This window comes from Tolypothrix sp. PCC 7601, assembly GCF_025677855.1.
Taxonomy (GTDB): Bacteria; Cyanobacteriota; Cyanobacteriia; order Cyanobacteriales; family Nostocaceae; genus Aulosira; species Aulosira diplosiphon.
Window position 1 is genome coordinate 4,644,234 of record NZ_CP064879.1, and the last position, 18,940, is coordinate 4,663,173.

The 18,940-nt window shown below is 41.2% G+C and carries 18 protein-coding genes; 12 read left to right on the forward strand and 6 right to left on the reverse strand.

Going from position 1 to position 18,940, the window contains the following annotated elements:
* Positions 1 to 82: 82 nt before the first annotated feature.
* From chlP to HG267_RS19075, 3 genes are all read left to right on the forward strand, one after another.
* Positions 83 to 1,303 carry a geranylgeranyl reductase gene (chlP, locus tag HG267_RS19065; protein WP_045868799.1) on the forward strand — a complete coding sequence of 407 codons (1,221 nt, stop codon included), beginning with the start codon at positions 83 to 85 and terminating at the stop codon, positions 1,301 to 1,303.
* Between the two features lie 120 nt (positions 1,304 to 1,423).
* Entirely contained in the window at positions 1,424 to 2,917 is a 1,494-nt protein-coding gene (locus HG267_RS19070; RefSeq protein WP_045867685.1) for an aminotransferase class I/II-fold pyridoxal phosphate-dependent enzyme, read from the forward strand.
* A gap of 257 nt (positions 2,918 to 3,174) precedes the next feature.
* A complete protein-coding gene (locus HG267_RS19075) occupies positions 3,175 to 4,134 on the forward strand; it encodes a choice-of-anchor A family protein (RefSeq protein WP_052335033.1) in 960 nt (319 codons plus the stop codon).
* 130 nt (positions 4,135 to 4,264) lie between these two features.
* Here HG267_RS19075 and dusB read toward each other — a convergent pair whose 3' ends face one another.
* The 4 genes from dusB to petN form a co-directional block, all read right to left on the reverse strand.
* Positions 4,265 to 5,323, reverse strand: coding sequence for a tRNA dihydrouridine synthase DusB (dusB, locus tag HG267_RS19080; protein WP_045867684.1), 1,059 nt, complete (start codon positions 5,321 to 5,323; stop codon positions 4,265 to 4,267).
* Positions 5,324 to 5,715: 392 nt separating this feature from the next.
* On the reverse strand, positions 5,716 to 8,844 hold the full coding sequence (locus HG267_RS19085; RefSeq protein ID WP_045867683.1) for a GAF domain-containing protein: 3,129 nt from the start codon (positions 8,842 to 8,844) through the stop codon (positions 5,716 to 5,718).
* A 265-nt stretch (positions 8,845 to 9,109) separates the two neighbouring features.
* Positions 9,110 to 9,271: a hypothetical protein gene (locus tag HG267_RS19090; RefSeq protein WP_096621953.1), complete on the reverse strand. Its 162-nt coding sequence runs from the start codon at positions 9,269 to 9,271 to the stop codon at positions 9,110 to 9,112.
* A gap of 7 nt (positions 9,272 to 9,278) precedes the next feature.
* Entirely contained in the window at positions 9,279 to 9,368 is a 90-nt protein-coding gene (petN, locus tag HG267_RS19095) for a cytochrome b6-f complex subunit PetN (protein WP_010998401.1), read from the reverse strand.
* Positions 9,369 to 9,429: 61 nt separating this feature from the next.
* Here petN and HG267_RS19100 point away from each other — a divergent pair, with 61 nt between their 5' ends.
* The 6 genes from HG267_RS19100 to HG267_RS19125 all read left to right on the forward strand — a co-directional run bounded on the left by HG267_RS19100 (position 9,430) and on the right by HG267_RS19125 (position 14,070).
* Positions 9,430 to 9,648: a hypothetical protein gene (locus tag HG267_RS19100; protein WP_155538917.1), complete on the forward strand. Its 219-nt coding sequence runs from the start codon at positions 9,430 to 9,432 to the stop codon at positions 9,646 to 9,648.
* An 86-nt stretch (positions 9,649 to 9,734) separates the two neighbouring features.
* Positions 9,735 to 10,172: a hypothetical protein gene (locus tag HG267_RS19105; protein ID WP_045868797.1), complete on the forward strand. Its 438-nt coding sequence runs from the start codon at positions 9,735 to 9,737 to the stop codon at positions 10,170 to 10,172.
* A 129-nt stretch (positions 10,173 to 10,301) separates the two neighbouring features.
* On the forward strand, positions 10,302 to 10,865 hold the full coding sequence (locus HG267_RS19110) for a 3'-5' exonuclease (RefSeq protein WP_045867681.1): 564 nt from the start codon (positions 10,302 to 10,304) through the stop codon (positions 10,863 to 10,865).
* A gap of 147 nt (positions 10,866 to 11,012) precedes the next feature.
* Positions 11,013 to 12,395, forward strand: coding sequence for a cytochrome P450 (locus HG267_RS19115; RefSeq protein WP_045867680.1), 1,383 nt, complete (start codon positions 11,013 to 11,015; stop codon positions 12,393 to 12,395).
* 160 nt (positions 12,396 to 12,555) lie between these two features.
* Positions 12,556 to 12,894, forward strand: coding sequence for a carbon dioxide-concentrating mechanism protein CcmK (locus HG267_RS19120; protein ID WP_045867679.1), 339 nt, complete (start codon positions 12,556 to 12,558; stop codon positions 12,892 to 12,894).
* A 6-nt stretch (positions 12,895 to 12,900) separates the two neighbouring features.
* A complete protein-coding gene (locus HG267_RS19125; RefSeq protein ID WP_045867678.1) occupies positions 12,901 to 14,070 on the forward strand; it encodes a pyridoxal phosphate-dependent aminotransferase in 1,170 nt (389 codons plus the stop codon).
* Positions 14,071 to 14,570: 500 nt separating this feature from the next.
* Here HG267_RS19125 and HG267_RS19130 read toward each other — a convergent pair whose 3' ends face one another.
* Both HG267_RS19130 and HG267_RS19135 read right to left on the reverse strand, forming a co-directional pair.
* On the reverse strand, positions 14,571 to 15,380 hold the full coding sequence (locus HG267_RS19130; RefSeq protein ID WP_045868796.1) for a type 1 glutamine amidotransferase: 810 nt from the start codon (positions 15,378 to 15,380) through the stop codon (positions 14,571 to 14,573).
* A gap of 113 nt (positions 15,381 to 15,493) precedes the next feature.
* Positions 15,494 to 16,834, reverse strand: a complete 1,341-nt coding sequence (locus HG267_RS19135; protein ID WP_045867677.1) for a Mur ligase family protein — start codon at positions 16,832 to 16,834, stop codon at positions 15,494 to 15,496.
* Between the two features lie 341 nt (positions 16,835 to 17,175).
* On the opposite strand from HG267_RS19135, the gene HG267_RS19140 reads away from it, so the two are divergent.
* From HG267_RS19140 to HG267_RS19150, 3 genes are all read left to right on the forward strand, one after another.
* Positions 17,176 to 17,760: a thylakoid membrane photosystem I accumulation factor gene (locus HG267_RS19140; protein ID WP_045867676.1), complete on the forward strand. Its 585-nt coding sequence runs from the start codon at positions 17,176 to 17,178 to the stop codon at positions 17,758 to 17,760.
* A gap of 248 nt (positions 17,761 to 18,008) precedes the next feature.
* On the forward strand, positions 18,009 to 18,617 hold the full coding sequence (locus HG267_RS19145; RefSeq protein ID WP_045867675.1) for a hypothetical protein: 609 nt from the start codon (positions 18,009 to 18,011) through the stop codon (positions 18,615 to 18,617).
* Between the two features lie 12 nt (positions 18,618 to 18,629).
* A complete protein-coding gene (locus tag HG267_RS19150) occupies positions 18,630 to 18,851 on the forward strand; it encodes a type II toxin-antitoxin system HicB family antitoxin (protein WP_045867674.1) in 222 nt (73 codons plus the stop codon).
* Positions 18,852 to 18,940: the final 89 nt, after the last annotated feature.

The following is an 18,940-nucleotide window of genomic DNA, read 5'->3' on the forward strand; positions in this document are numbered from 1 at the left end:
AAAACCAGAAGCCAGAGCGAGAAATGAGCCAAATGTACATGGTAGGATGCTTTCGGTAAATGTCAAGATTGGGAGAAAACCTTTGACACTACGGGTTGCTGTTGTTGGTTCAGGCCCAGCTGGTTCATCTGCCGCTGAAACACTGGCAAAAGCTGGAATTGAGACTTACCTGATTGAGCGGAAGCTAGATAATGCGAAGCCATGCGGGGGTGCGATTCCCCTGTGTATGGTGGGTGAATTTGACCTACCACCAGAGATTATCGATCGCCGAGTGCGGAAGATGAAAATGATCTCACCCTCAAATCGTGAGGTTGATATCAATCTGATAAATGAAGATGAATATATAGGAATGTGCCGCCGGGAAGTGTTGGACGGTTTCTTGCGGGATCGTGCAGCTAAACTCGGTGCAACTTTAATAAACGCCACCGTTCATAAACTGGATATACCCACCAACAATACTGACCCTTATACTATCCATTACGTTGACCATACAGAAGGTGCGGCACAAGGGATTGCCAAAACCTTAAAAGTGGATTTAGTAATTGGGGCAGATGGGGCAAATTCCCGGATTGCCAAAGAAATCGATGCAGGGGATTATAATTATGCGATCGCTTTCCAAGAGCGGATTCGTCTCCCCGAAGACAAAATGGCTTACTATAACGACCTTGCCGAAATGTATGTTGGCAATGACGTTTCTACTGACTTCTATGCTTGGGTTTTCCCCAAATATGACCACGTAGCTGTTGGTACTGGCACAATGCAGGTACATAAAGCCAGCATTAAACAGTTACAAGCAGGTATTCGCGCCCGTGCTATTGAAAAATTGGCAGGCGGTAAAATCATCAAGGTGGAAGCACACCCCATTCCCGAACATCCCCGTCCTCGTCGGGTTGTGGGTAGAGTCGCTTTGGTAGGAGATGCGGCTGGTTACGTTACCAAATCTTCTGGCGAAGGTATTTACTTTGCGGCTAAGTCTGGACGGATGTGTGCGGAAACAATTGTGGAAATATCCAACAATGGCCAAATCATCCCCACAGAAAAAGACCTCAAGCTGTACCTGAAGCGTTGGGATAAAAAATACGGACTCACCTATAAGGTGTTGGATATTCTGCAAACCGTATTTTATCGCTCCGATGCTACCCGCGAGGCGTTTGTAGAAATGTGTGCTGACTTAGATGTGCAAAAGCTCACATTCGACAGCTATCTGTATAAGACTGTTGTTCCTGCCAACCCCATCACTCAACTGAAAATTACTGCCAAAACCCTTGGTAGTCTGTTGCGTGGTAACGCTTTAGCTCCATAATAATTGCACGTAATTATACTCTTGGCTCATAACAGAGGAGATGAGGGGCAGAAAATTCAGATTTTGCAGTTTGACTGGAAATTCTGAATTGATTTGCTCCTTGACTCCTCTGTAATTTTTATGCTGAATCAAAACCAAACACCATTATTAGATGCTATAAAAATCTGGGCATCACGTCCTCATGCTCCTTTTTACACACCAGGACATAAACAGGGGGAGGGAATAGCAGCACCCTTAGCAGATTTGCTGGGTAAAGCTGTATTTCGCACAGATTTAACAGAATTAGCAGATTTAGATAATTTGTTTGCACCCCAAGGCGCAATCCAACAGGCGCAACAACTAGCAGCAGCAGCCTTTGGTGCATCCCAAACATGGTTTCTGGTTAATGGTTCCACCTGTGGGATTGAGGCGGCAATTCTTGCTACCTGTAATCCTGGCGATAAAATTATTTTGCCGCGCAATGTACATTCCTCTGCGATCGCGGGTTTAATTCTCTCGGGTGCAATTCCCATTTTCCTCAATCCAGAATATGACCCAATTTTAGATATTGCCCACAGTGTTACACCCCATACTGTGAAATCTGCGCTGCAACAGCATCCTGATGCCAAAGCAGTGATGATAGTTTACCCCACATATTATGGCGTTTGTGGGGATATAAAAGCGATCGCCCAAATTACCCAGCAATACAATATCCCTTTACTGGTTGATGAAGCCCACGGCGCACATTTTACCTTTCATCCCCAATTACCTACCCCAGCTTTAGCCGCAGGTGCAGATTTAACTGTACAATCCATCCACAAAACCCTGGGAGCGATGACACAAGCTTCTATGCTGCACATTCAAGGCAATCGCATAGATAGCGAACGCATCAGTAAAGCTTTGCAATTAGTTCAATCTACCAGCCCCAGCTATGTACTTTTAGCCTCCCTCGATGCCGCACGTCAGCAAATGGCATTATCTGGCAAACAACTGCTGTTTCGGACTTTGCAACTTGCAGATACAGCTAGAACAAGTATTAGCCAAATTCCAGGTTTATCGGTTTTATCAGCACCTACTTCCCTCTCTGCTGGCGGAGAGGGGTTGGGAGTAAGGTCACCAGGCTTTGTAGCTTTAGATCAAACCCGCCTCACCGTCACCGTTTCCGGCTTGGGTTTCACTGGCTTTGAAGCTGAGGAAATTTTAGACGCAAAGCTCGGTGTAACGCCGGAATTCGCTTCATTACAGCATCTCACCTTTATTATTAGTCACGGCAACACCCAAGCTGATATTGAAAAATTGATTGAGGGTTTTACTACTCTGTCTCAGATGCACCCAGCACAACCAGAAAAAAAGACGTTAATTTTATGGGATGATATTTTTAAGCTGGGTAATTCTATGCAAATTTCTCCCCGCGCCGCTTTTTTTGCCTTTACAGAAACTTTACCTCTGCAAAAAACCTGCGATCGCATCTGTGCCGAAATTATCTGTCCCTATCCCCCGGGAATACCCGTATTAATGCCGGGAGAATTAATTACTAAATCTGCCATTGAATACCTGCAACAAATCCAAGCAACAGGCGGATTTATAACTGGTTGCGAAGATTTCAGCTTATCCAATCTCAAAGTTATCAAATAGAAAATTATAGTATTTGTTAGTAAACAAGAAAAATATTGCGTGACTCAATCAATCGGTAATTACGGAAAATTTTATTTAAAAATTTTAGTTAATCAAGTCAACAGTAAGCTTACTGACAAATTAAAATCTTCAAAAGAATAACATTTAAATCCAACACACATAAAAAATGCAATAAATTTCTCCTAACAAAGAATGTCGGATATTGTTTGTCTCATAGGATGATTATGAACATCAATAAATCTACTAGACAATAGATTATGAAATTCAAAAGCTATTTATGTGCTGGGATAGCAGCACCGATGCTTGTAACTCTATCTGTGGGTATATCACAAAAAGCGAATGCAGCCGGATTAGGAATCGCCTCTAGTTACAACGTATTTTCTTTAGGAAATGTAACTCAGCAATATACAGATATTGAAGGTAAGCTAGCTGCTGGCGGTAATATCAATTTTGTGGGTGGATTGGGAAGTAAACTGGCTAATAATAGCGGAAATGTAGTAGTAGCTGGGCAGAACTTGACTTTAAGTAACAGTCAAGTAAACCACGGTAATGCTGTTTATGGAGGCGTTGCCAATGTTGCCAGCAATGTTGGCTTCCCTAATGGTACTCTCAGCAAAGGCAATCCCATAGATTTTAATGCCGCAGCAGCAGAACTGCGATCACTCTCGCAATCTTTGGCAAGCTTGACTCCCACTGGTAAAACTACAGTTCAATCTTGGGGTGCGATTAACCTCGCTGCTAGCGGTAGTGCTTTTAATGTGTTTAATCTTTCAGGTGCAGATGTTTCCAAAACCAACTATTTTGAAATTAAAGCTGATGCAAATGCCACTGTCGTTATAAATATTAGTGGTACAAATGTGTCAATGCAAAACTTTGGATTTAATATCATTGGTACAGATAAGCAAAAGGTGATTTACAACTTCTATGAAGCCACCAACTTAACTGCTAGTGGAATTGGCATTCAAGGTAGTATTCTGGCACCTTTAGCGAATTTCAATTTCAATAACGGTCAAGTTAATGGTAACGTAATTGTAGGTTCTTTAACTGGAAATGGAGAGTCTCATAATTACTTATTTAATGGCAATTTATATACACCCCCAACTACTCCATCTCAACCAAAACGTGTTCCTGAACCAACACCTTTGGTAGGATTAGGATTAATTGCTACATTGTTAGGGTTGTCTTTGAATAAACGTCATCAAGTTAAGTCAATTTAAATTCAAACAATATTTACAACCTATTAATTATTCGGAGGGCACAGCAATGCTGTGCCCTCCCCATTTGTCATTGATATTAGATTTTAAATTTTGGCTTGTTGGCGTAGCCTCAATTTAAATGCATCACAACTTATGAAACAAAAGCAAAATTAGATTCTGCATCTAATTCTGGTTCATAACCCTTAGTCAATTGTTCAATGGCGCGATCAATCAAATCTAAACCTTGATTGACAGTTTCTACACAACTTAGCTGTCCGCGCAAATCAGCAGCACCGACAAAGCCTTTAGCGTACCAAGTCATGTGCTTGCGGGCTTGACGTACACCGCGATCGCCTTTATATTCCCATAAAGCTTGTAAATGTTCTCTAGCGCATTCCAAACGCTGAATTGGTGTAGGTGGCGGTAACAGTTCTCCAGTTTTTAAGAAGTAATCTACTTCTCCCACCAAAAACGGATAACCTAAAGTCCCACGGGAACACATCACCCCATCAGCACCAGTTTGCTCTAAGCATTTCACCGCCGCTTCCACTGAGAAGATATCGCCATTCCCAATCACTGGGATAGATAAGATTTCCTTCACACGCGCAATCCATTCCCAACGCGCATTGCCATTATACCCTTGGGCGCGAGTACGTCCATGCACGGTGATCATTTGTGCGCCTGCATCTTCCATCCGTTTGGCAAAATCGAGAATAGTAATTTCTTTGTCATTCCAACCAATACGGGTTTTGACTGTTACAGGTACATTAACAGCCTTTACTACCTCTCTAACTATTGCCTCTGCTACTTCTGGCTGTCTTAATAGCGACGAACCACCACCATTTTTAGTGATTTTATTTACAGGACAGCCCATATTAATATCAACAGTATCAGCGCCTTCTTCTACCGCTTTGACTGCTGCTTCTGCTAAAAAATCTGGACGACAATCAAATAGCTGGATACTAATTGGTCGCTCATTGGGATCTACCTCCATGATTTTTGGCAACTCTTTCACATAGTGCAACCCCGTAGCGTTCACCATTTCGGTATACATCATCGAATCTGGTGCATAGCGACGTACCAGACGGCGAAATACCAAATCAGTGACACCAGATAAAGGTGACTGTAAAACCCGGCTGTTGACTGCAAAAGCACCGATTTTTAAGGGTTGAGAGAGTCTAGCTTTGAGGCTAGGAGATAGAGTAACCATATAAATAATTCAAAATGCAATATTAATGATACTTTTTCATTAAGATAATTAGAGCTTGAATGTAAGCTGATACGCACATAAATCAAATATTCTGGCGTTAGGAATGTCAAGGGTCAAGAGTCCAAAGTCCAAGCTAGCCTTTGACTATGGACTCTGGACTTTTGACAACCTGAGTGCGAAATATACAATTTAAATGCGTAACAGCTTACGAGTAATTGAAGCGATTGCCAAATACCATTGTCTGAAAGTCAAACTTAGCCCAGGCACTTTAACCCCAGTGTTTACGAGTTTAACATTTCCGGGGCAAGCAATATGAAAAACAGGGCATGAGGCAGAGGGCATATTCTTGCTGCCTATTCCCTGTTCTCTGTTTATTATCTATTGTAATATTTTTAGCTGACTGCCCGTTTAATCGGAATTTGAATTAAGAACTCAGAACCTTTATCAGGCTCGGAAAAGCACTGAATTTGACCACCATGTTTTTCCACAACAATCTGATAGCTAATATATAATCCCACACCCGTACCTTTACCTGGCTCCTTGGTGGTAAAGAACGGATCAAAAATTCGCGATCGCATATTTTCTGGAATACCACAACCATTGTCCAAAATCCGAATCTGGATGGAATTTTCATCTACCAGTTCTGTATAAATATAAATTTCAGGCTGCTCAATGGTTTTTTTCACTTTTACTCCATTCTCTATTGCATCAATTGCATTACTGAGAATATTCATAAATACCTGATTCATCTCGGCTGCATAGCACTCAACTGGAGGTAATGGAGAGTATTTCTTCACTACTTCAATACCACTCCCATCAGCCTGCAGTTTCAGGCGATGTTGTAAAATCATTAATGTACTGTCAATACCTTCATGGATGTTCACAGGTTTCATATCTGCTTCATCCAGGCGTGAAAAAGTACGTAATGAAAGTACTAATTCGCTGATGCGTTCTGCACCAGTATTCATAGAAGTCAGAATCTTAGGTAAGTCTTTAGCGATAAATTCTATATCTATTTCTGCTGATTGCTGTTTAACTTCTGCTTTCGGATTAGGATAATTTTTCTGATAAATTCGCAGCAGGTTCAGCAAGTTTTCAGTATATTCGGTGACATGGGAAATATTGCCGTAAATAAAACTAATTGGATTATTAATTTCATGAGCTACGCCAGCAACTACTTGTCCTAACCCAGCCATTTTTTCACTTTGAATTAACTGAGTTTGCGTGCGTTGCAACTCTGTCAGTGTTTGTGTCAATTCTTCTTTTTGGCGCTGCGTTTGTTCTAGTAATTCTGCTTGTTGAATTCCTACGCCTAATTGATTGGCAATATGCACTAGTAAATCAATCTCATCTTCTTGCCAATCTCGAGATTTACTATTTTGATATACCGCCAGCAATCCCCAAATTTCTTCACCTTGGAAAATTGGCACAATCATATAGGCTCTAGCTACTATAGGATGTAGCAAAGAAATATGATTGGTATAATCTTCTGTATTGTAAATATCTTTAATAGCCAGAATTTTACTGTTATGGTAATCTCTGCCTTGAATTTGTTGGAAATAATCTCTAATAATTAAAGGCACAACTTGCCGATTCACTGTCCCATTATTTACTAATGATTCAGCTACAAATTCAACATTATGGTCTTCTTGAAAACGGTAAATTGTGGCTCTATCAAGTTCTAATAGTCTTTGCACTTCTTGAGTAGTGGTGGCAAATATAGTATCAAGATTGAGCGATTGGCGCATTTTTTTCACGGTTGCAGCTAAAGCTTTCTCTCTTTCAGTAGCTTTCCGTTCTCTTTCAGCAGCTTGAGCCAATTGCTGCGCCTGTATTTGCACCTGCTTCAAGGTTTCTGCTTGCTGTATTGCTACTCCTAATTGTACGCCTACTTGCGCTAACAAATTGATTTCTTCATTTTGCCAATAACGTGCTTGGGAGTTTTGATAAGCTACTAATAAACCCCAAAGTTTCTCGCCTTGAGAAATAGGTACAAATATTTCATGACGCGCATATTTACCTGGTGGTGTTCCTGGTAAAAGCGCCTGTTCTGTGACAGATTGTGGTTGAATGATTCTTGTCCAGCCATCAACAATAGAATCTGCAACAAATTCACCACTCCAGTCAGGATTAAAACGATAAATTGAGACTCTTTCTACTTGTAATAATCCTCGTACTTCTTGAGTAGTAGTCTTAAATATAATGTCAATATCTAATGATTGCCGAATTTTTTCAACGGTATTCGCCAGCGCCCTTTGTCTTTCAGCAGCTTTGGTGAGTTCTGCTGCTTGATTTTGTGATTGCTCTAAAAACTCTGCTTGCTGTAACGCAACACCTAGTTGAGTACCAACTTGAGTCAGTAAATAAACTTCATCTTCTTGCCAATCACGGCTGCTATCGTTTTGATAAACAGCTAGCAAACCCCAAAGTTTTTGTCCGTGGTAAATAGCAATAATGACATAAGCTTTTGCTTGATAACTTTCTAAGACGTTAATGTAACATTCACTAAAATCAGCTTGATAAATATCATTACAAATTCGATAGACTTCGCCTCTAGTAAAACGTCCGCCTTCTGTATCTTGTAAGTAAGTATCAACTAAGGGAATTTCGGCTAAATCTTTAACACTACATTCGCTAACATTTTCACCTAATTCAGGACGCTGTGACTGTTCCTCAATTAAAGAAGTCCAACCTGCTGCTACTGATTCAAAGACAAATTCACCACTCCAATCTGGATTGAAACGGTAAATAGCAACTCGATCGGCATTCAGCAATTTTCTCAGTTCCTCTGTGGTAGCATGGAAAATGCTTTTTAAATCGAGAAACTGACGAATTTTTTCTACAGTTTTGGCTATAGTTTTTTGCCATTCTGCTACTTTGGTTCTGGCTGTTGCTTGCGCTAATTGTGCTGATTGTATTTTTACTTGTTCGAGATAATCTGCCTGTAGTAATGCAACTCCTAAATGTTCAGCAATGAGTTGGGCAAATTCAACTTCTGATGCTTGCCATTGCCGAGGTTGACTACATTGATGAATACATAGCAATCCCCATAAATCTTTACCTTTCATCAGGGGGACAGCAATATTAGCACGGACTTGGAACCTTTCTAAGAGCTTGATATGACAATCGCTAATATTAGCTTGATAGATATCATGTAAGACATTAATTCGCCCTTGCTGATACAACCCAGCAAATTCTGTAGCAAAACATTGATCGCGCAGTTTTGCTTTTAGCGCTGAACTCCATTCTGTAGCCACATCTTCATAGATAAATTCTCCTTCCCATCCCGAATCAGGGTAAAAACGGAAAACTCCCACCCTGTCACTATTGAGCAGCTGACGCACTTCTTTGACTGTAGTTTTAAAGATAGTTTCTATATCTAAAGATTCGCGGATACGGGCAATTACTTTAGACAAAGCTCTATGTTGATCGCCTTGATAGAGGGAAAATCTCTGATCTGGCTGATATGCTTCTTGCTCAGTATTTGGGTTTGAAGATTGTAGCGAAAAGGAGTTTTCCATGCCAAATAGGGCTTTAAATACTTACGAGTCTTCTATATTTAAGATGCCCATAAATACCCTGAAGGTAACAGATTTTTTAAGTTTTGTGTCTAAAGACATACGTATAATAACATACAAATTATACATCTATATCTTTAGAAATAAGTATAATAACTCAAATTTATTAAATTTAGTATAAATTAATACGATTGAGAGGCAGCGATCGCTACCCCTCAGACAAAATTTTTGCCTCTAGAAAATTAGGCTGTAGTATACCAAGCAGAAATTACTTCCGCTTGGGAGTACTGCGTTTGGTTTCGCGTTTTTCATTTTCTCGAAGACGGCGATCGCGCCAATCTGCCAGAGTTAAATAACCAACGCCTCCTGTGACTGCGACTAGCAGCGCTACAGCAAATAATGCCAAAATACTCAGAAATGGACTTTCCACGATGCTTCTATAGTCCGTTACGGCCCCAAACTACCATTGCAATTGACCAAGTGAATACGACCAACAGTGATACCCATCCCAATGTCAAAATCGCCATAGTTCCACTTTTAAAATGATTACAAAACAGTTCTTCTATTCATCATACTGGGAAAGGGGCAATGGGGAATGGGGAATGGGGAACGGGGAATGGGGAATGGGGAATGGGGAATGGGCAATGGGGAACGGGGAATGGGCAATGGGGAATGGGCAATGGGCAATGGGGAATGCAACTCTTATACGAATTCACCAAAATTCGGCAACAGATGCTTTCCTCCCAAAGCTTTGGGAAATCTAGCTTTCTTAATTACGAATTACGTAGCGCTTTGCGCTTCCCGTAGGGTATTACGAATTACGAATTGGTATTATTGGTTGATTTGCAAGGAAGCGTGGGACAATTGTGAATAGAATTTTAGATGCTCAATTGATGGTGGAACGCCTGGAATCCTTAAAAGCTGGGATAATTGGCGGTTTATCGCTGGGTTTAGCTTTTATTGCCACTAGTCTTGTGAACACTTTAGTGCTGGCAAAGTATTTTTCCTTATTCGCAACTCTCTTAATTGAGCCGCTAACTTTACATTTTTTGCTGAGTGGTGCGATCGCGTCTTTCTCTGGCTTGCTATTTGGTGTTACTTACCGCTATATCATCCGTACAGATCACAATCCTCACCTAAAAGCAGGTGGTGTGTTTGCTTTTGGTTTAGTCAGAGGATTAACTCAAATAGAAGCCGATGGGAATATTACAGTTTCTCTCTTACCTCATCTTGTCCTAGCGCTTGAGAGTATATTGTGGTTTGCGATCGCTGCGATCGCACTCGATGCTGCTATGCAACTTGGTTGGCTGAAACCTTTTTCCTCAAATTAATTGCTCGGCGTTGCTTGCAGAGTCCTGATTTCATACATTACACTATGTAGTATATGTATTATCAGGCTGTACAAAAGACAATATTGCCAAGTGGTCAAAAAATCAAATTAAATATTTTTATTTATTAAAATGAACAATCAAAATTATCCCTATTATCTGATCATCGATTTAGAAGCTACCTGTTGCGATCGCGGGACTGTTCCGCGTCAAGAAATGGAGATCATCGAAATTGGTGCGGTGATGCTCAATGGGAATACTTGGGAAATTGATTCGGAGTTTCAACAGTTTATCCAACCTGTGAGAAATCCGCAATTAACACCTTTCTGCACAAATTTAACTAGCATACAGCAACAAGATATTGAGACAGCGCCTAAATTTACCGAGGCGATCGCTAATCTCAAAGCATGGATGAGTTCATTTCCTAATAATATTTTTTGTTCTTGGGGGAATTACGATAAAAGTCAGTTTATTCAAGACTGTAAATATCATCATGTTCCTTATCCTTTCGGTGCAGAACATATAAATATTAAAGAGGAATTTTCCAAATATCTTAGCGTATCTAAAAGATTTGGTATGGCGCAGGCTCTGGAACATTTAGGAATGGAACTGAAGGGTACACACCACCGTGGTATTGACGATGCGCGCAATATTGCAACCATCTATAGATATATGCTGACCCAAAAGCGTATTTGATTTCAATAAATCTAAGTAGGTGGGTTTTATTGTATTCATGAGTGGTGCTATTTAATAGCAAATACCGAATCGGAAATTACTTTGTCAAGGTGCGGAGAAAAAGTTACACTGCATATTTAGCACAGGCATGAATTCACTTTTTTTGATATGCAACTACCCAATCAGCTGAAAAAGCCTCCTTTTCTGCAAAGAATCCAATGGGTGGCTGATCCTGTAGGATATATGGAAAGTGCAGCCCAGCAATATCCCGATCTTTTCACTGCCCGGATCATTGGTTTTGGGAACAACATCGTTTTTGTGAACCATCCCCAGGGTTTACAAGAAATATTAACCAATGATCGCAAAAAGTTTTTAGCCATTGGTAAAGAAAATAAACTTTTACAGCCTTTATTAGGAGACTATTCAATTGTCATGCTAGATGGCGATCGCCACAGAAAGCGACGACAATTAGTTATGCCTTCCTTTCATGGCGATCGGATGCGAGCATATGGTCAGCTAATACGTGATTTGACTGAAAAATTACTTAATCAATTACCGACTAATCAGATATTTTCGGCTCGTAACACCACCCAAGAGATTTCTCTGCAAGTCATTTTACAAACAGTGTTTGGTGTTTATGAGGGAGAACGTTGCGAACAACTGAAGCAACAATTAAAGTTGATGGGGGATCTGTTTCGCTCTCCTTTAACTTCTAGCTTTCTGTTTTTCCCTGCTTTACAAAAAGATTTAGGTGCTTGGAGTCCCTGGGGAAAATTTCTCCGAGATCAAAAGAAACTCGATCAATTACTTTATGCAGAAATTGCCGAACGTCGCCAGAAACCAAATCCTGAACGCATAGATATTCTCTCTTTACTGATGTCCGCAACAGATGAAGCGGGTAATCAAATGACCGATCAAGAGTTGCGAGATGAGTTGATTACTCTGTTAGTTGCTGGATACGAAACGACCGCAACGGCGATGGCTTGGGGATTATATTGGATACACCAAAAACCAGAAGTCTACACCAAATTATTACAAGAACTAGACAATTTGGGCGATGCTCCTGACCCTATGAGCATTTTCCGACTGCCCTATCTTACTGCTGTCTGTAATGAAACTTTGCGGATTCGGCCAGTTGCTATGTTGACATTTCCCAGGGTAGTACAAGAACCTGTTGAGCTCATAGGATATTCTCTACAACCAAATACAGTAGTCATTGGCTGTATGTTTCTCACCCATCAACGAGAGGATTTGTATCCAGAACATCAGCAATTTAAGCCAGAAAGATTTCTCGAACGCCAATTTTCCCCCTATGAATTTATACCCTTTGGTGGCGGTGTCCGTCGCTGTTTAGGTGAAGCTTTAGCCATATTTGAAATGAAAATAGTATTGGCAACAATTCTTTCGCGCTATCAACTCGCTTTAGCTGATCATAAACCAGAAGTAGCTCGCCGTCGGGGTCTTACCCTTGCGCCTGCGAATGGTGTCAAAATGATGATTACAGGTAAGCGTGCGCGTCAAGAGTCGCAGTTAAGTCTGGCAAGTAATTGATGGAGGAGATGAGGGGGATGAGGGGGATGAGGAGGATGAGGAGGATGAGGAGGATGAGGGGGATGAGGAGGATGAGGGGGATGAGGAGGATGAGGGAGAAATGATCATTACCCAGTCCCCAGTCCCCAGTCCCCAGTCCCCAGTCCCCAGTCCCTAACCTATGACACTATCACTCGGCATGATTGAAGTTTATGGCGTACCCGCAGCCGTGGAAGTTGGGGATGCGATGTGTAAGGCGGCGCGGATCACGCTTGTAGGGTATGAAAATACTGATTTGGGGCGAATTACGGTGCTGATTCGGGGGGAAGTAGGCGAGGTAACTGTTGCAGTAGGTGCAGGATTAGAAGCAGTAGGACGAGTGAATGGGGGTGAAGTGCTTTCCCATCATATAATTCCCCGCCCCCATGAAAATTTAGAATATGTGTTACCGATTCATCGCAGCGCCAATGTTGAGCAATTTAATGCCGATATCCGCTTTCCTCCGCCCCTTTCAGCTTAATTTGATATGGAATCCCTAACATCTCGTATGCAGGCGGTGCAAACGCCAATCATTCCTGTTGTTGGGGAATTGATTACAAATTCGCCAGGAACTATTTCTTTAGGACAAGGTGTGGTTTCCTACAATCCACCACCACAAGCACAGGAGTTTTTAGCTAAGTTTCTGGCAGAACCCACGAATAATTTATACAAAGCAGTTGAGGGAATTCCGCCATTAATAGCAGCCTTAGCAGCAAAATTACAAGCCTTTAATGGCATTGAAATTAATCAAAATAACTGCATAGTTGTCACCGCCGGCAGCAACATGGGGTTTATGAACGCCATTCTAGCGATTACTAGCCCTGGTGATGAGATTATTCTCAATAAACCCTACTATTTCAATCATGAAATGGCCATTACAATGGCGGGTTGTTGTCCGGTGTTAGTAGATACCGATGAAAATTATCAACTGCGTCCAGATGCGATCGCCCAAGCAATTACACCTAAAACCAGGGCAGTTGTTACGATTTCCCCCAATAATCCTACAGGGGTAGTGTATTCAGAAGCAGCATTGCGGCAAGTTAATCAATTATGTGGCAATAACGGAATTTATCACATTAGCGATGAAGCCTATGAATACTTTACTTATAACGGCGTAAAACATATTTCCCCGGCTGCCTTTGCCAATAGTAGCGATTACACCATTTCCTTGTATAGCCTTTCTAAAGCCTACGGTTTTGCGAGTTGGCGCATCGGTTATATGGTGATTCCGCAACATCTGCTGGTTCCTGTGAAAAAAGTCCAAGATACTATTTTGATTTGTGCGCCAGTCATTTCTCAGTATGCAGCTTTAGGAGCATTGCAAGCTAAAGAAGAGTATTTAAAGGAAAATATTGGTGCAATTTCCCAAGTCAGAGAAGTAGTTTTGGAATCGCTCAATCACCTACAAGGTTTGTGTACTATTACCCCTGCGGATGGCGCATTTTATTTCTTCTTGAAAGTTCATACCCAGATGAATGCTTTTGAGTTAGTCAAAAAACTCATACAGGAACATCAAGTAGCAGTGATTCCTGGTACAACCTTTGGGATGGAAGATGGATGCTATCTGCGTGTTGCTTACGGTGCGCTGCAACAAGAGACGGTAAAAGCAGGGATGGAGAGATTAGTTCAAGGTTTGCAAACAATTCTAGGGAATTAATAGGGGTGCAGTTTCCTGTGGATGTCGGATGTTGCAGTTCGGAAGTTGAAGTTCCATATTCTCAGGATAACTGCTTTCTCTGATGGGTGAAGCCTACAGACTTTATTCACCATCATTCATCAGCGTAAATAGAAGCGCTATATTCAAGGTATTATTGAAGCGCCTGCAACAGATAATGATGCATGACCAAAGCAATTAGATCTCAAAATTTACGGGAAGCATGGGAACAAGGTTGGCAACAGGCGTTAATGTATCACACTTTTAGTGAAACGGTATAACGCATCCTACGCGAACTGACAGATTTTAGCGAGATTTAGATCCCCGAATTTTTGAGAAAGTCGGGGATCTGGACAGCCACGTTTGTTTAAGTAAGGGAACTCCAAAAAATAAATTATTCCGTATTAACGTTGTTGACCGTTGATTGTTCACAGTTAACAGTCAACAGTTAACAGTCAACAATAATGTTAGGAATATTTTTTTACTTGGAAGGCCCTAAGTACTTAAACGTTAGCTGCAGCAGGTGTTGGTAAACTCACTTTCAACCGCTTAAACATGGCTTCCCGTGCTTGCATTGCTAAGGTATCATCTAAAGGTTCTAGTGTGATTGGCTGTTGATACTTCAGCCGCAACGCTGTTTGAATTAACCAATCTGCAACAAAGGGATTTTTGGGTAACAAGGGGCCGTGAGAATAGGTTGCGATCGCATTCTGATAAAATGCTCCTTCTGTACCATCTTCACCGTTATTGCCTAAGCCGTACACGACTTTTCCCAAGGCTTCCACTTTCCCTAGCTTGGTACGTCCACCGTGATTTTCAAAGCCGACTAAATACGGTGTGCTACCTGTCATCGCTTTTAAATCCTGCGCTAGGCGAGAAGCTGTCACTTCAATGACTAAGTTACCGATGCAGCGTTTAGTATTTTCACCAGGATGCACAGAGACTAAATCTAAAATTCCTAAACCTTCAATGCGTTGTCCTAGTCCAGGTTCGTAATAATGTCCTAGCAACTGCGGAGAACCACAGGTAAATACTCCCGGTGTGCCATTTTCGATTTTTTCACGCATCGCATCGGCTTTCGCACCTTGCAAATCGCGCATAACAATTTCCTGCTGGCGGTCTTGTGCGCCACCACCGACAATTAAATCAACAGCTTTAATATCCTCTGCTGTCGCATTTTGATCTAAAGATACAACCTTAACGCCAAATCCCCGCCATTGAGCGCGGCGTTCTATAGTAATTACATTACCGCGATCGCCATAGGTACTCATCAGCGTCGGATATAACCAACCGATTGTAATTTGATAATTCATAGGATTGGGGAAGGGGGAATGGGGAAAGGGTAATGGGTAATGGGTAATGGGTAATTGGTAATTGGGGATGAAGAAGGTAAAAAACACCAAACACCCAACACCAAACACCAAATTTATAAAATCTTGCGTCCTGTTAATACTTCACGGACGCTCAACATTGCTGTATATGTGGGTAAAATATGCAGGGTTTCGTTGTTGGGTGTACGCTCTAAGGCGGTGTTAATAGCCTGACGTAAGTCTTCTTCTACAATCAGGTTAAAATTTTGGGCAGGATTGGGGTCACTGTAGCGCAGACGTAAGGCCATATCATAAGCGCGATCGCCACTCACAACTAAAGTACCACCACGCTGAACTAATTTCTCTGTATCTACATCCCAAATCCAAGAAACATCTTCGCCATCTTGCACTCTGTCGTTTAATACTAGCAAAGTAGTTTTATCAGCACTTTCTGTAACTACGCGAATCGTTTCATTCGTCCCCACAGGATTTTTTGATAATAGAATCCGTACCTTTTTCCCGTTAATTTCTAACTCTTCCGCACGTCCAAAGGCTGCTTGGAAATTGGGAATTGTCTCGCGGATAGTGGCTGCTTCAACTCCTAATTCTTGGGCAGCAGTAGCAGCAGCTAAGGTATTGTATTTGTTATATAAACCCACCAAAATTTGCGGCCATTCGCTACTATTGAGGCTCGGTTGACTTCTACTAAAACCGCAATTACCACAGCTATATTCACCCATGTGGGATAAATAAACGCCCTTGTAGTCTAAAGCCTTGCCGCATCTGGGACAATAAATCGAATCTACAGCATGGGGAATTGCTTCTAAATAATGTTCCGGTTCACTCAAACCGAAAAACGAGACACGCTGTTGAGTTAATTGTTGACCGAGATAGCAAATTGTGGGGTCGTCGGCATTTGCCACTACGATAGTATCAGGTGATAAAGTTGCGATCGCTTTTCCCCAGCGTTTACTAATAGTATCAACTTCCCCATACCTGTCGAGTTGGTCGCGGAACAAGTTTAAACACAAAATTAGCTTTGGCTGAATTGGTGCTAAAACCCTAGGTAAAATATTTTCATCAACTTCTAAAATCGCATAGTCAACATCCAAGCTACCCAGGATGTTAGTGTTATCCATCAGCGCAGTCATCAAACCATTTTCTAAATTTGCGCCTGTGGAATTATGAGCAACACGGTAGCCTTGACGTTCTAAAATTTCCCGTAACAGCAGCGATGTAGTAGTTTTCCCATTAGTACCCGCAATCAGAATCGCGCCTTTTTTCACCTGCTGACTCAATAACTGCAACAGCTTAGGTTCAATCCGTCGAGCAATTGAGCCTGGTAATACACTAGCAGCACCCAGGCGGAGCGATCGCACCATAAATGTCACACCCTTTGCGACTGACACCGCCAAACCCAGTTTGAGCCTATCTATAAGTTGTATTTTGTTCGCCACAGTAGTTAATAGCTTAAGTTTTAAATTAATCTTGAGAGTTTAGCGAATCCTCGCACAAAAAGCCAGTCAACCCCTAAAGGGAATTCAAAATTCAAAATTCAAAATTTCTTCTCCCCCATCTCCCTCATCCCCCTCATCCCCCACCCTGCGGGTTCGCCTTTAGGCGTTCTCGTAGAGTAGCCGCAAAGCGTCTACATCTCCCTCATCCCCCTCATCCCCACTACTCCCCCGTCCCCATAGGCGTTATCTTAAAAAATAGTGCATAGACGTAAATCATCTATCCAGCGCTGTTTGCTGAATTCAGCACAAACTGACAAATTGTAGTTCTCAAGGTTCATTTAATGAATGGCATAAAGTATCGGTTTTTACATAAAAAATCTAGTTGGCAACGATGGGTTTCCAAAGCTTTAGTGATGCTTGTTTGCCTGTTCATTATCAATATGCAAGCAGCCTCTGCTGGTCTTAAAGATGACATTTATGATGGCAATATTTTCGTGGTTTATGCTGGTAATGGTTCACTGGTTCCACCGAGACAAACACTAGCACAGACTTTAGCAGAGCATAAACCAGCATTTTTGGCTTATTATGTTGACGACAGCAAAGATTGTAAGGAATATGCCATTACAATTTCACGAGTGCAAGAATTCTATGGTAAAGTCGCAGAGATTATCCCCATTAGTGTAGATACTATCCCTGCTCAAAAAACTTATGAACCTACGGAAGTAGGATATTACTACTCTGGTGCTGTTCCTCAAGTGGTGGTGTTAGATAAATCAGGTAAAGTACTTTTAAATAAGCAGGGTCAAGTTCCCTTTGAGGAAATCGACGATCGCTTTCGTGAAGTGTTTGATTTATTACCACGTACCGAATCAGTGCAGTTAAAACGGCGTTCTTTCAATGAGTTCAGTAGTGAGTTAAGTAAATAACTTTCAGGGTAGACCAAATGGTCTGCCCTAAGTTTTTATGATTTCAAACAATTAAGACTGCTATACCTGATACTGCATTTACCATAAGCTTAAAGCATAATACTGTAAGAATTTACCTTAGCCATTAAGAAACTTAACCCATAATAAATAAGCAACAGTAAATAACAAATGACAAATAACTAACGACAAATGACCAATGACCAATGACCAATGACAAATGACAATTGACTAATTTAGAGTGTGTTCTGATGTCAAAGGTTTACACTACCGAGGAACTTATAAAAATTTTGGCAGATGAGCGTCAAGCTTGCCTGAAAGGTGAACGCTTGAAGTTAGAAGTAACGGTCTCTGGCAATCCTTTAATTGACCAATTTATCAGAAGCGATGGATTGCAAAAATTCACTGCCTATCAAGATTTTAAAGCCGCCATTCACGATTATCAAAAAGAAAATCATGTTTCAGGAATTATCTGGCATGAAGTGAATGTTAAAGGCAAAACATTGAAATATCCTAAAATAGATCATGAGTTAATAGCTATCACAAGTGACTTGGCAATATTACATACTGCAAAAAATTCTATCTTAGAATTTTGGTATGAAGTCACAGCAGCAATGGACTTATATTTGAGTTTTAATAATAGCAAACAATACCAGCAAATTAATAAACTAGATGTTGAAAGAATTGCTCAAATCACAGAATGGGCAAGTTTATGGAAATGGGAAAATTCCAACTTCCTAGAAATTATTTTGCAGTTAGGATGGGGTAAACCAGAAGAAGCTCAATATAAACGTGGTAGACCGCATTCTGGTAGTGAATATATTCACGCAGTAAATCCCGGAAATCGTCCAATTGGTTAAATAACAAGAATAATGCGTTATACAGTCTTGATTGAAAAGGGAGAAACTAGCTACGGCGCTTATGTCCCCGATTTACCTGGTTGTGTAGCTGTGGGTGAAACTTTAGAAGAAGTTAAGCGGATAATTGCAGAAGCCATTGAATTTCATATCGAGGGAATGCTAGAAGAGGGTTTACCTGTTCCCCATCCTGCAAACATTGCTCATGAGGTAGAAGTTTTAGAGCCTCAAAGATAATACGTTAATTTAGGACTAATTCATCAATTAACCAAGCACAACGCGATCGCATTTTTGCATTAGACTGCTTGCAGCAGTCGGGAAAAGGT

Coding starts and splice junctions, on each gene's coding strand:
- HG267_RS19070 (WP_045867685.1), top strand. CDS start 1,424: ATGCTGAATCAAAACCAAACACCATTATTAGATGCTATAAAAATCTGG.
- HG267_RS19075 (WP_052335033.1), top strand. CDS start 3,175: ATGAAATTCAAAAGCTATTTATGTGCTGGGATAGCAGCACCGATGCTT.
- dusB (WP_045867684.1), bottom strand. CDS start 5,323: ATGGTTACTCTATCTCCTAGCCTCAAAGCTAGACTCTCTCAACCCTTA.
- HG267_RS19085 (WP_045867683.1), bottom strand. CDS start 8,844: ATGGAAAACTCCTTTTCGCTACAATCTTCAAACCCAAATACTGAGCAA.
- petN (WP_010998401.1), bottom strand. CDS start 9,368: ATGGCGATTTTGACATTGGGATGGGTATCACTGTTGGTCGTATTCACT.
- HG267_RS19100 (WP_155538917.1), top strand. CDS start 9,430: ATGGGGAATGGGGAATGGGGAACGGGGAATGGGGAATGGGGAATGGGG.
- HG267_RS19105 (WP_045868797.1), top strand. CDS start 9,735: ATGGTGGAACGCCTGGAATCCTTAAAAGCTGGGATAATTGGCGGTTTA.
- HG267_RS19110 (WP_045867681.1), top strand. CDS start 10,302: ATGAACAATCAAAATTATCCCTATTATCTGATCATCGATTTAGAAGCT.
- HG267_RS19115 (WP_045867680.1), top strand. CDS start 11,013: ATGCAACTACCCAATCAGCTGAAAAAGCCTCCTTTTCTGCAAAGAATC.
- HG267_RS19120 (WP_045867679.1), top strand. CDS start 12,556: ATGACACTATCACTCGGCATGATTGAAGTTTATGGCGTACCCGCAGCC.
- HG267_RS19125 (WP_045867678.1), top strand. CDS start 12,901: ATGGAATCCCTAACATCTCGTATGCAGGCGGTGCAAACGCCAATCATT.
- HG267_RS19130 (WP_045868796.1), bottom strand. CDS start 15,380: ATGAATTATCAAATTACAATCGGTTGGTTATATCCGACGCTGATGAGT.
- HG267_RS19140 (WP_045867676.1), top strand. CDS start 17,176: ATGAATGGCATAAAGTATCGGTTTTTACATAAAAAATCTAGTTGGCAA.
- HG267_RS19145 (WP_045867675.1), top strand. CDS start 18,009: ATGTCAAAGGTTTACACTACCGAGGAACTTATAAAAATTTTGGCAGAT.
- HG267_RS19150 (WP_045867674.1), top strand. CDS start 18,630: ATGCGTTATACAGTCTTGATTGAAAAGGGAGAAACTAGCTACGGCGCT.